Annotated in this window: 13 protein-coding genes; 8 read left to right on the top strand and 5 right to left on the bottom strand. The window is 62.7% G+C overall.

Features of this window, described 5'->3' with window-relative positions; all coding sequences use genetic code 11:
- Positions 1-34 precede the first annotated feature (34 nt).
- The 3 genes from ACWFVE_RS02700 to trmB all read right to left on the bottom strand — a co-directional run bounded on the left by ACWFVE_RS02700 (position 35) and on the right by trmB (position 2,658).
- Positions 35-406 (bottom strand): diacylglycerol kinase, encoded by a 372-nt coding sequence (locus ACWFVE_RS02700; protein ID WP_447527754.1) that lies wholly within the window; start codon positions 404-406, stop codon positions 35-37.
- A 27-nt stretch (positions 407-433) separates the two neighbouring features.
- Complete coding sequence (gene dacB, locus ACWFVE_RS02695; protein ID WP_447527753.1) at positions 434-1,828, bottom strand: D-alanyl-D-alanine carboxypeptidase/D-alanyl-D-alanine endopeptidase; 1,395 nt, start codon at positions 1,826-1,828, stop codon at positions 434-436.
- Between the two features lie 152 nt (positions 1,829-1,980).
- Entirely contained in the window at positions 1,981-2,658 is a 678-nt protein-coding gene (trmB, locus tag ACWFVE_RS02690) for a tRNA (guanine(46)-N(7))-methyltransferase TrmB (RefSeq protein ID WP_447527752.1), read from the bottom strand.
- Between the two features lie 204 nt (positions 2,659-2,862).
- Between trmB and ACWFVE_RS02685 the strand changes: the two genes are divergently transcribed.
- The 8 genes from ACWFVE_RS02685 (at position 2,863) to ACWFVE_RS02650 (ending at position 10,571) form a co-directional block, all read left to right on the top strand.
- Positions 2,863-4,749, top strand: a complete 1,887-nt coding sequence (locus tag ACWFVE_RS02685) for a beta-ketoacyl synthase (protein WP_447530492.1) — start codon at positions 2,863-2,865, stop codon at positions 4,747-4,749.
- A gap of 1 nt (position 4,750) precedes the next feature.
- Positions 4,751-5,251: a pantetheine-phosphate adenylyltransferase gene (gene coaD / locus ACWFVE_RS02680; RefSeq protein WP_447527751.1), complete on the top strand. Its 501-nt coding sequence runs from the start codon at positions 4,751-4,753 to the stop codon at positions 5,249-5,251.
- Positions 5,252-5,318: 67 nt separating this feature from the next.
- The gene (locus ACWFVE_RS02675; RefSeq protein WP_447527750.1) at positions 5,319-5,567 is read left to right on the top strand and encodes a YfhL family 4Fe-4S dicluster ferredoxin; all 249 of its coding nucleotides are present in this window, start codon (positions 5,319-5,321) and stop codon (positions 5,565-5,567) included.
- Between the two features lie 7 nt (positions 5,568-5,574).
- The gene (locus tag ACWFVE_RS02670) at positions 5,575-6,876 is read left to right on the top strand and encodes an MATE family efflux transporter (RefSeq protein WP_447527749.1); all 1,302 of its coding nucleotides are present in this window, start codon (positions 5,575-5,577) and stop codon (positions 6,874-6,876) included.
- 86 nt (positions 6,877-6,962) lie between these two features.
- On the top strand, positions 6,963-8,273 hold the full coding sequence (locus tag ACWFVE_RS02665; protein WP_447527748.1) for a short-chain fatty acid transporter: 1,311 nt from the start codon (positions 6,963-6,965) through the stop codon (positions 8,271-8,273).
- Between the two features lie 71 nt (positions 8,274-8,344).
- Positions 8,345-8,869, top strand: coding sequence for an acyl-CoA thioesterase (locus ACWFVE_RS02660; RefSeq protein ID WP_447527747.1), 525 nt, complete (start codon positions 8,345-8,347; stop codon positions 8,867-8,869).
- A gap of 32 nt (positions 8,870-8,901) precedes the next feature.
- On the top strand, positions 8,902-9,906 hold the full coding sequence (locus ACWFVE_RS02655) for an ion transporter (RefSeq protein WP_447527746.1): 1,005 nt from the start codon (positions 8,902-8,904) through the stop codon (positions 9,904-9,906).
- Positions 9,907-9,959: 53 nt separating this feature from the next.
- On the top strand, positions 9,960-10,571 hold the full coding sequence (locus tag ACWFVE_RS02650) for a LysE family translocator (RefSeq protein WP_447527745.1): 612 nt from the start codon (positions 9,960-9,962) through the stop codon (positions 10,569-10,571).
- Positions 10,572-10,578: 7 nt separating this feature from the next.
- On the opposite strand, the gene ACWFVE_RS02645 is transcribed toward ACWFVE_RS02650, so the two are convergent.
- Positions 10,579-10,941, bottom strand: coding sequence for an I78 family peptidase inhibitor (locus ACWFVE_RS02645; RefSeq protein WP_447527744.1), 363 nt, complete (start codon positions 10,939-10,941; stop codon positions 10,579-10,581).
- Positions 10,942-11,058: 117 nt separating this feature from the next.
- Entirely contained in the window at positions 11,059-11,190 is a 132-nt protein-coding gene (locus tag ACWFVE_RS02640) for an entericidin A/B family lipoprotein (RefSeq protein WP_447527743.1), read from the bottom strand.
- Between the last annotated feature and the right edge of the window lie 70 nt (positions 11,191-11,260).

Genomic DNA, 11,260 nt, shown 5'->3' with positions numbered 1-11,260 from the left:
CGGGTACACCCCGGCGCGTTGTTAAGTTTGCGCGTTAGCCGGCCAGTTTCACCCAGCCCAGCACCCCCCAGGTAAGCCCTGCCATGATCAGCGAGAGCATGACCGCCGCGGAGCCGATATCCTTGGCGCGGCCGGAGAGCTCATGATGCTCCGGGCCGATGCGGTCCACCACGTTCTCGACGGCGCTGTTCAAAAGCTCGACGATCAGCACCATGAAAAGGCTGCCCACCAACGTAAGCCAGGCCATGGCCGTATCCGCCAGCCACCAGGCAAGCGGTAGCAGGACAACGCAGATCACGACTTCCTGGCGAAAGGCCGCCTCGTTGGTAAAAGCCGCCCGCAGCCCCTTCCACGAATAGCGCGTGGAGTGGACCAAGTGAGTTATTCCGGTATGGCGTGGCTTCATGGCGTGAGTTTCACCTGCTAAGCGTTGTTAGTTTGCCATTATCATGGCATCCAAATCCTGGGAGAGCGGGTCGAGCACTGCCGACCAGCTTAAATAAGGCGTCGAGCCGGTGCCATTCACCAATACGCTAAACACGCCCCAGCGCCCCTGGGCGGTACGAAAGTAGCCTGCCGCCGCGCGTACCGCAAACGGCTCGTTCAGCGTGCCGGTCTTGAGCATCACGCTGTTCTGGAAGGCGGAAGAGCCCCGGCGTATAAAACGCATCACACCGTTTTCCGGCGACTGAAATGCCGCCACGAAGCTTGGAAAGAGCGCGTTTTGATTGAACATCGCCTCGAGCATGACGGTCGCGCCGTGGGCGGAGATGCGATTGCCGGTGGTCAGACCGCTGCCGCTGTCCATGGTCAGCGGGCCGTGGTCAGGAAGGCTTTGGGCAAAGACTTCGATCGCCTGCCCGGCCTGGCCAAGCTGCGCCTGGGGTGTTTCCACCAGGTTGAGCGCCAGCACATCGGCCATGTAGTTGTTGGAGTAGTTCATGGTGCGCAGCAAAAGCTCCTGCAACGGCTTGCTGTCCACCGCCGCCAGCCGGCTCGCCCCCGCCGGACGGCTAGAGGTCACCTGCCAGGGGTCGCGCACCGTCACGCCCGCCTGATTGAGCATACTCAAAAGTACCTGGGCGGTCTGCGCCGCCGGGTCGCCAGCGCCACGGTAGATGTCCTGGGGCGAGGCGTTAGTGGAGATCTGCCCGGTCAGACGCAGTACGTCGCCGCGCTCATCAGAAATACGCACGGCGCCAATTTCGGTGCCGCTATTGGCGGGCACGGTGCGTACCTGGTTGTCGATCGTGATCAGCGGTGCGGGGCTATCGCAAAGGCCGGTACGCGCCGGCGTATTGGCGCTTGCCCCGGGGGCCACGTTCACACACCAGGTGCCAAAATTGACCCCGGCCGAGGTGAGCGGCGCGCTGTAGGCGTTGGTCACGCGGGTTTGCGCATTGCAGCGGTCGGTCGTGGCGCAGGTCACCGGCCCGAAACGCCATTGGCTGACGACCAGCGCCCCATCGACCTCCTGAACCCCGGCCAGTTTCAAACGCTGCACCAGTCGCCACAGGTCTTCGCTGGTCAGCCCCGGGTCGCCGCCGCCTTCGAAAATCAGGTCGCCGCGCAGCACGCCGTTATCGATCACCCCGCTGCTGACCAGCGCCGAAGTAAAGCGGTGCTGGGGGCCAAAGCGACTAAGCAGTGCCGCGCTCATGTACGCCTTGGTGACCGAGGCCGGCGAGAGCTGGCGGTCCGGGTCGATACTGCCCAGCACCCGGTCGGCATCCGGCCCTAAAAGGCGTGCCTCGGCGCTGATCGAAAAGCCCTGCTCGCGAAGTTCGCTCAGGCGACTAAAGTCCGCCAGCAGCGGTTGACTGAACAAAAGGGCCGCAGCGGCAACGCCCGCGGCCCGCGTTAGGCACCGCCTCAATGGTTTGCAACGACTCACACTCACCTACCTTATTACTCGTTCGTTTGAAAAAGACCCGCTGTCACGCCCCGCCGCCGGTCGCGGCATCGATCGCCAAAGCGCCGTCATGCGCTTGCCTTCTGTCTTTCGAGTGCGCACTCGAGTCGCCAAAGCGGCTGGCCGCTCTGCGCGTACTTGGCTTCGAACGGCGTCAGGTACTCCTCGCCGGGTACGACCGGCTCGACCCGCGCCTGACGCCCGGTGGCCAACATCACACCACAAGCGAACTCCTCGATGTAAATCTGCCAGTTGGAGCGCACCTCCAGCCGTCCGCCCAGTGCAAGGGCGGTGGGAAACACCGGATGGCCGTGCCAGCGCATTTTCAAGTGCGCCGCCTTGGGGTAAGGGTTCGGGTAGAGCAGATAGTGACGTGCCGGCGCCCACCCCGCCGCCAGCGCCAGCCGCCAGAAATCGACCAGGTCCGCGCGCACCAGCAGGGCGTTGGCGGGCAGCGCCCCGTGCTCGCGCCCCAGCCGGCTTTCGCTGCGGTCCACACCGATCACGACGTGATCCGGGAACCGCGCCGCCAAACGCCGTGTCGAAAGCCCGACACCGCAGCCGGCATCGAGAATCAAGGGGGCATTGGCCTCCGCGTACCAGGCGTTGGCGGTCTCGAACGCCTGGCGGCTATGTTCGGCCACGGGCTTTTGAAGCGGATGCGCCAGGGCGCGCTCTACCCGGCGCTTTAGATCCTTGTGCGGTCCGGTCTGGTTGGATGTAACGACTCGAGACGCGTGCTGCATACCAGCCTCTGATGGAAAAGCCATGATTCTATCAGTCTCTGGCGCGCGCGGCATGACGCCATTGCACCCCCGGTGCTATGATCATGCCTTTAAATTGTATGGCGCTTGGCATGGGTGTGTTCGACTACCCCCGCTTACGCTAACGTTACCTAATTATCGCACCACGAGGAATCCGGCTTGTCACACTTACCGGTAATTGTCGGCATGGGCGGCATCAATCCTGCTGGCAGAACCTCGGGCCATCAGGCCTTTCGCCGCACCGTGCTTGATGCGCTACCCGCTGAACAAAAGCGTCACACGCTGGAAGGCCTGGCGGCGCTGATGCGCTTGGCGATTCACACCGAACAAGGCTGGCAGGACGCCCAAGGAGCCCCGCTCGAGGAGCCGGCCGAGGCGCTTGCCGAGCAGGTTCTGCGCCATACGCTGATTCGGCGTAACGAAGACCCGCGCTTTTTAGCCCCGGGCCTGCCCGCTGGCCGCCAGGCCGATATGGCCCTCGATGCCCCGCTACGTTTCACGCTGCGCCGCCGCCAGCTACCGGAGAACCTGCCCGCCGACTGGACACTCAGCCCCGCCGAAGATACCCGTCACGTCAAGGTGACCGTGCCCGGTGGCACACTGAGCGCCCTACTGCCCGATGCCCAGATACCTAAAGTCGTTGCCGCCGCGCAGCTACCGGCGGGGTTCGACCCGGCCAGCCTCTATCGTAGCGTGCACCACCCGCGCGGGCTCGCCATGGCCATTTTTGCCGCCAGCGACTGCTTGGGCGCAAGCGGGCTCGACTGGGAGAGCCTGCGCGCGCGCCTGGACCCGGATAACATCGCCGTTTACGCAGGCAACTCCATCGGCCAGCTGGACGACGAGGGCTGGGGCGGGCTAATGAAAAGCCTGGTGACCGGCAACCGTGCCACCTCCAAACAGATGCCTTTGGGTTACGGGCAGATGCCGGCGGACTTTTTGAACGCTTACGTGCTGGGCAGTGTCGGCAGTACCGGCGCCGCACTTGGCGCCTGCGCAAGCTTTTTGTACAACCTGCGATTGGGAATCCACGATATTCGCGCCGGGCGCGCCCGGGTGGTCATGGTCGGCACCTCGGATGCGCCGATCACCCCGGAAATCATCGAAGGGTTTCGCGCCATGGGGGCGCTGGCCGACGACGCCGGCCTCAAGGCGCTCGACGCGCTGACGCTTTTGACCGACGCCGACTACCAGCGCGCCTGCAGGCCCTTCGCGCAAAACTGCGGCTTCACCATGGCCGAGGCGAGCCAGTTCGTCATGTTGATGGACGATAGCCTCGCCCTCGAGGTCGGCGCCAATATTTTGGGCGCGGTGCCGGATGTATTCGTCAACGCCGACGGCTTCAAGCGCTCGATCTCCGCGCCGGGTATCGGCAACTACATTACCCTGGGCAAGGCGGCGGCGCTGGTGCGCGATATGCTGGGCGAAAAGTCGCTGGCGACGAGAAGTTTCATGCACGCCCACGGCACCAGCACGCCGAAAAACCGCACCACCGAGTCCCACGTGCTCCACGAGATCGCCCGGGCCCACGGTATAGAACAGTGGCCGGTGGTCGCGATCAAGGCGTTTATCGGCCACTCCCAGGGCTCGGCGGCCGGCGACCAGTTGGCAAGCGCGCTGGGCAGCTTCAGCCACGCCCTGCTGCCCGGCATCCCGACCCTTGACGCGGTGGCCGACGATGTCTTCGCCGAGCGGCTACGCTTTTTCAAGGAGCCGATCGCCTTCGAGGCGGACGCCAGCTTCATCAATGCCAAGGGCTTTGGCGGCAACAACGCCACCGGCGTGGTGCTTTCACCAGGCGTCACCGAGCGCCTGCTGACCCAACGCCACGGCGAAGCCGCGATCAGCGCCTGGAAAAAGCGCCGCGAGGCGGTCAACGCCACGGCCCAAAGCTATCTCGACCGGGCCAGCCGCGGGCAGTTCGCGCCGCGCTACCAGTTTGGCGAAGCGGTGCTCGAAGGCCCGGAACTGGACATCAGCGCCGAGCGCATCCATATTCCAGGCTACGCGCAGCCGGTCTCCTTGAAAGCCGACAACCCCTTCGGCCGGCTCGACGACCAGGAGAGCTTTTAACATGAGCGCCGAGCACCCGACCATCGCCGTTTATCCGGGCACCTTCGACCCCATCACCAACGGCCATTTCGACCTGATCGAGCGCGCCGCGCGGATGTTCGACCAGGTCATCATCGCCGTGGCGGCAAGCCCGGGCAAGACGCCGGCGCTTTCGCTTGAAAAGCGCATCGAACTCAGCGAGGCGGCCTGCGCCGAGCTTGGCAATGTCTCGACGGTCGGGTTTTCGTCGCTTTTGACCACCTTGATGGGGGAGCTGGATGCGCGCATCATGCTGCGCGGCATTCGCGCCGCCTCCGACTTTGAGTACGAGCTGCAGCTTGCTAACATGAACCGCGCGCAGAACCCGGAGCTCGAAAGCGTTTTTCTCACGCCGGCGGTGGAAAACTCCTATATTTCGTCGACCATCGTACGTGAAATCGCAAGGCTCGGCGGCGACGTCTCGGCTTTGGTGCCGTCGGCGGTCGTCGACGCACTACGCGAGCGCTACGCCAACGCGCGCTGAAGCCCTCTGCTTCACCCTGATGCGCGGCAAGCGCGCCAGGGAATTCGCCATTCAAGAGGTAATAGCCATGGCCCTGATGATTACCGACGAATGCATCAACTGCGACGTCTGCGAACCGGAGTGCCCCAACGATGCGATTTCACCAGGTGACGAGATCTACGTGATCGACCCTGGCCTTTGCACCGAGTGCGTGGGCCATTTCGACGAGCCCCAGTGCCAGCAGGTCTGCCCGGTGGATTGCATTCCGCTCGACCCCGAACGCCCGGAATCCAAAGAGCAGCTTTTGAAGAAGTATCACATCATCACCGCCGCCTAAGCCGCCCGTGCGCATCTGGGCGCTTGCCTGGCCCATCATCCTTTCCAACCTCACCGTCCCGCTTTTGGGGCTGGTGGATACCGCCGTGGTCGGCCATCTGCCGGACTCGCGCTATCTGGCCGCGGTGACCCTGGGCGCGACACTTTTTAGTTTCCTTTATTGGGGCTTTGGCTTTCTGCGCATGGGCACCACGGGGCTCGTCGCCCAAGCGGTCGGTCGCGAAAGCCCCTCTGAAGTCAAAACCCTGCTCGGCCAGTCGCTTTTACTGGCGTTTGTTATTGGCGCCCTCCTGCTGCTGCTGGGCGCGCCCTTGATCGATTTAGGGCTTTGGCTTTTGGATGGCAGCGAGGACGCTCAGGCGCTGGCCCGGGAGTACGCCGAGATCCGGCTTTGGTCGGCGCCGGCGGTGCTCGCCAACTACACGCTGCTGGGCTGGTTTTTGGGCCAGCAAAATGCGCGCGTCACGCTGATGATGCTGGTGCTGACCAACAGCGTGAACATTGTGCTCGATCTCTATTTCGTGGTCGGGCTGGGCATGACCAGCAACGGCGTGGCGCTCGCTAGCGTCATCGCCGACTACAGTGCGCTGGCCTTCGGTAGCTGGCTGGTACTGCGCCAACTACGCCTTTTAAAAGGCGCCTTCGATCGCGCGCGCCTTTTAACGCTTCACGCCTACAAGGCACTTTTTAGCGTTAACGCGCACCTGTTCGTGCGTACGCTTGGGCTTTTGTTCGCCACGGCGTTTTTTACCGCCCAGGGCGCCCGCCAGGGCGATACGGTACTGGCGGCCAACGCCGTGCTTTTGCAGTTCATCATGATGACGAGCTACGCCCTGGACGGCTTCGCCCACGCCGCCGAGTCGCTCGTGGGCCGGGCCTTCGGCAAGCGCGACTGGGCGCAGTTTAGCGCCACGGTGGGCGCTGCGGCGCGCTTTTCGTTCTACACTGCCGCATTGGCAGCACTTGCCTTTGCGCTGTTTGGTAACGCGATCATTGCGCTGTTGACCGGCCTTGGCGAAGTGCGCGCCGCCGCTGCCGTGTATCTGCCCTGGATGGTCGTCATGCCGTTGATTGCGGTGTGGAGCTACCTGCTCGACGGCGTGTTCATCGGCACCACGGCAGTGCGCGAGATGCGCAACAGTATCTTTATCGGCCTTTTGGTCTACCTGCCCGCCTGGTGGCTTTGCCAGGGGCTTGGCAACCACGGGCTATGGCTTGCCTTCACGCTGTTCATGCTCACCCGCTCGGCGGTGCTGATCGGCTACTACGTGCACTACCGCCAAACGCGCTGGCGAAGCGCCGACGCCTAACATTGATCCATTGGTGGGGATGAAAAAACCACCCCGGGCTCGTATATTGAGCACGCGTTCCCAATAACGAATAAAGCGAGCCTCCCATGCTAAGGTTTATCTCCAGACCCGCGGTCAAGCTGGTCGAGCGCTATTTGCCCGACCCCTATATCTTCGTTTTGCTGCTCACCTTGATCACCTGCGTCGCGGCCATCGCCGTAGAGCGCCAAACCCCGCTTGCCGTGCTGCGCATGTGGGGCGACGGCTTCTGGGGGCTTTTGACGTTCTCCATGCAGATGCTTTTGGTGCTGGTGACCGGCTTCATGCTGGCGAGCTCACCGCCGGTCAAACGCCTGCTTCAGCGTCTGGCGGGCACCGTCAAAAGCCCGGGCGGCGCCATCATCCTGGTCACGCTGGTATCGCTTGCGGCCAGCTGGATCAACTGGGGCTTCGGGCTGGTGGTCGGCGCTTTGTTCGCCAAGGAACTCGCCCGGCTGATCAAGGTCGATTACCGGCTGCTGGTGGCCAGCGCCTACTCGGGCTTCGTGGTATGGCACGGGGGCCTGGCGGGGTCGATTCCGCTCACCATCGCCACCGAAGGCCACTTCTCCTTTGAGCAGATCGGCGTGATCGGCACCGGTTCGACCATTTTTGCCTTCTTCAACCTGGCCATCGTCGTGTGTCTGTTCATCGCGATTCCGCTGATCAACCGGCTGATGCTGCCCGCCGACCAGGAGAGCGTGTACGTGGACCCGGCGCTTTTGGACGACGAGCCGGAAACGACCGCGCGCACCACCCGCCCCGCCGAGAAGCTCGAAAACAGCACCTGGCTTGCCCTGCTGGTGGGCGTGCCTGGCCTGCTGTTTTTGCTGGATCACTTTCTGCTACGCAGCGGCGGGCTCAACCTGAACGTGGTCAACTTTCTGTTTCTGTTTTTAGCCATCGTCTTGCACCGTACGCCACGTAACCTGCTCACCAGCCTGAACGAGGCGATCAAGGGCGGCGCGGGGATCGTCATCCAGTTTCCGTTCTACGCCGGCATCATGGCGATCATGGTGGAGTCGGGGCTGGCCCAGAGCCTGTCGGAGTGGCTGGTGTCGTTTGCCAGTGCCACCTCGCTGCCGTTCTGGTCGTTTATCAGCGCCGGTATCGTGAACATTTTCGTGCCCTCCGGAGGCGGGCAGTGGGCGGTGCAGGCGCCGGTCATGCTGCCCGCCGCCGAGGCACTGGGCGCGGACGTTGCCCGGGTCGCCATGGCGGTCGCCTGGGGCGATGCCTGGACGAACCTGCTGCAGCCGTTCTGGGCGCTGCCGGTACTCGCCATTGCCGGGCTCAAAGCCAAGGACATTATGGGCTTTTGCCTGGTTCAGCTATTTTTAACCGGCGCGATCATCTCCATTGGGCTGGTGTGGTTTTAACCCGCTCCGTTCGATGCGCGGCCCACAATCGAACGGGTACGCGCTTTTCAGATTTTAAAGAAGGCTTTTGTATGACGGATACCCAACGCGCCGACGCCACGGCCCTGCCCGGTCAGCGCGAGCTTTCCATGACGGTGCTGATGACCCCGGACATGGCCAATTTCAGCGGCAAGGTACACGGCGGTGCTATTCTCAAAAAGCTCGACGAGGTGGCCTACGCCTGCGCCAGCCGCTACTCCGGCCACTACGTCGTCACGCTCTCCGTCGACCAGGTGCTTTTCAAGCAGCCCATTTTGGTCGGCGAACTGGTGACGTTTTTGGCCACCGTCAACCACGTGGGCCGCTCCTCGATGGAGATCGGCGTGAAGGTGGTGGCGGAAGACATCCGCGAAAAGCTGATCCGCCACACCAATAGCTGCTACCTGACCATGGTGGCGGTCGACCCCCAGGGCCAGCCCGCCACAGTGCCCCCGCTTTCGCTCGATACGCCGCTTCAGAAGCTGCGCTTCGAGAAGGCGGCACTGCGTAAAAAGCTGCGAAAACAGGCCGAGCAGGAAGAAAGGCTCGCCCAGCAACACCTACGCGACGAGTCCTAGCCCGTTTTTGACCACTATTGAAAGGAGTCTTCATGCTGGCCAGAGAGCGCCACCCCCAACTACCCAAAGCCGTGGAGTACGCGCACATCGGCTGGGATTTTTTCATTCTGGCCGTGGTGATCGTCAACCTGGCGCTGCTGCTGTTCGACTCGCTTTTTTTGCTGGACTGGTTTCGCCAGGGCCTGGAAAGTACCGCCCCCGGCTTTCACGACGCTTACCAGCGCACCATCCATAGCCGGTTTTTCGCCATCGACCTGGTGTTCGTCACGATATTCGTGATCGACGTGCTGCTGAGTTGGATCGCCGCCGTCGTCGAGCGGCGCTACCACCGCTGGTTTTTCTACCCGTTCATCCACTGGTACGACGTGCTCGGCTGCATTCCGCTGGCGGGCTTTCGCTGGCTGCGCGCGCTCAGGCTTTTGTCGCTGATCAACCGCCTGCACCGGCTGGGTTTGATCAACGTGCGCAGCTGGTCGAGCTTTCAGTTCGTGGCCAAGTACTACGACATCCTGCTCGAAGAGCTTTCAGATCGTATCGCGCTGCGCCTGATGGGTAACGTACAGCAGCAGATTTTGGCGGCGGATTCGCTCACCGAGCGGCTGGTGGACCGGGTGATCATGCCCCGCAAGGCCGAGCTGATTCACGAGATCTCCCAGCGGCTGGAATCGACCGTGGGCAAGGCCTACGAGCAAAACCGCGCGTCGATCATGAGCTCCATCGATGGTTTGATCACCCGCACGCTCAACGAAAGCCCGGAGATTCAGCGGCTCAACCGCCTGCCGATGGGCGAAGCCGCCTCCAGCGTCATGCAGGCCTCGTTAAGCGGCGTGGCCCAGCGGCTGGTCGACGAGCTGGCCCTCGGCATTCACTCGTCGGATTTCCGTCAGCTCGTCGAGCGCACCGCCGAAAGCGGGTTTGAGAGCTGGCTTACCGTGGACGAAACCAGCGCCTACGTCACCGAGCAGGTGCTCTACGACATGCTGGAAATGCTCAAGGAGCAGGTGCGCCGTCAGCGCTGGAAAGACCGCTACGACTAAACGAGCACATTCGACCTACCCGCTAAGCGCTTCACAGGACAAGGCCCGAAGAGATGAACAGCGAACTACTTTTACTACTAGGGCCGGTGGCGGTTTTCATTGTGTCGATGACCCTGACGCCGGGGCCGAACAACTTGATGCTGACGGCCTCCGGGGCGAACTTCGGCGTTCGCCGAACCGTGCCCCATATGGGGGGGATTCTGGGAGGATGCTTCGCCCTTTATGTGGCCATTGCACTGGGTCTGGGCGTACTCTTCGAGCGTTTTCCGATTTTGCAGATCACACTGCGCTGGGTGGGGAGCGCCTACCTGCTCTACCTGGCTTTCAAGATTGCCACGGCGCCCCCGCCGGATTTAACGGACACGCGCACAAAAGGAGCGCCGCTGACGTTTTGGCAGGCGGCGCTGTTTCAACTGGCCAACCCCAAGGCCTGGGTGCTGGGGCTTGCGCTGATTGCCGGATTTCTGCCCGACAGCGGCTCCACGTTGGTTAATGCGGTAATACTGGTGGGCTTTGCCGAGTTCGTGGCCATGCCCTGTTTGCTGTTGTGGGCGGTCTTTGGCGTGGCCATCGGGCGCTTTATCAAAAGCGATGGCGCCTGGCGGGCGTTCAATATCACCATGGGGGTTCTAACCGCCGCCTGTGTAGTGCTGATTTTGCGCTAGGCGCTCATTAACCGCAGCGAAACGCGCTGATACGCCCGGCCTCATCGACTTCGATGTTGAGCCGGTCCGCACGATGATCCATCGTGGCCGAGCTGTCCGGCGTGAGCACGCGAACGTCGCTCGCGCCGCTTTCGGCCTGTAGTTCGCGGGTGCGCGCATCGGTTAACTGCTCGCCCGTTACCTGGTCGAGTCTGGCAATGTCGCACTCGCCCCTAGGGGCGGTTTCGCTTACCCGCGGCGGCGGCGGCGCGCTAACGTCCGGGCTGGTGGGCGCCTGGGCGACGCCGGTGCTGGTCGCGCAGCCACTGAGAAGTACCGCCAGCGCCAGCGCGGCGGAACCGGTTTTGCACAATCGATTAACGCTTAACATGCCACTTATCCTTGTGAGTGCGTGGTGAACGGGCCGCGGCGTTCGAGTTGCACAACGGCCTGACATAAAAAAGCAGGCGAGAGAGTATCTCGCCTGCTTTTCGAACCCCGCTCGATCTTATTCGGCGGCGTCTTGTACGGCCTGGCCGCCCGCTTGAACGTCCTGGCCTGCACCCGACATGGTGTTGCAGCCTGCCAGAGTGGCGGCGCTAACCAGTAGAATGAAGCTCATCGCGATTAGTTTTTTCATCGTGTTCTCCTTAACAATTATGGGCCGGGGAAGCCTTCGCTTTAATAGGTAACGCAGGCATTGTGTTAGC

Source organism: Vreelandella mediterranea, assembly GCF_970647075.1.
This window is presented reverse-complemented; position numbering and strand designations above follow the sequence as displayed.

Bases quoted from the DNA above. Each gene is read 5' to 3' on its own strand.
- ACWFVE_RS02700 (WP_447527754.1), bottom strand. From the start codon at position 406: ATGAAGCCACGCCATACCGGAATAACTCACTTGGTCCACTCCACGCGC.
- trmB (WP_447527752.1), bottom strand. From the start codon at position 2,658: ATGCAGCACGCGTCTCGAGTCGTTACATCCAACCAGACCGGACCGCAC.
- ACWFVE_RS02685 (WP_447530492.1), top strand. From the start codon at position 2,863: ATGGGCGGCATCAATCCTGCTGGCAGAACCTCGGGCCATCAGGCCTTT.
- coaD (WP_447527751.1), top strand. From the start codon at position 4,751: ATGAGCGCCGAGCACCCGACCATCGCCGTTTATCCGGGCACCTTCGAC.
- ACWFVE_RS02675 (WP_447527750.1), top strand. From the start codon at position 5,319: ATGGCCCTGATGATTACCGACGAATGCATCAACTGCGACGTCTGCGAA.
- ACWFVE_RS02665 (WP_447527748.1), top strand. From the start codon at position 6,963: ATGCTAAGGTTTATCTCCAGACCCGCGGTCAAGCTGGTCGAGCGCTAT.
- ACWFVE_RS02660 (WP_447527747.1), top strand. From the start codon at position 8,345: ATGACGGATACCCAACGCGCCGACGCCACGGCCCTGCCCGGTCAGCGC.
- ACWFVE_RS02655 (WP_447527746.1), top strand. From the start codon at position 8,902: ATGCTGGCCAGAGAGCGCCACCCCCAACTACCCAAAGCCGTGGAGTAC.
- ACWFVE_RS02650 (WP_447527745.1), top strand. From the start codon at position 9,960: ATGAACAGCGAACTACTTTTACTACTAGGGCCGGTGGCGGTTTTCATT.
- ACWFVE_RS02645 (WP_447527744.1), bottom strand. From the start codon at position 10,941: ATGTTAAGCGTTAATCGATTGTGCAAAACCGGTTCCGCCGCGCTGGCG.
- ACWFVE_RS02640 (WP_447527743.1), bottom strand. From the start codon at position 11,190: ATGAAAAAACTAATCGCGATGAGCTTCATTCTACTGGTTAGCGCCGCC.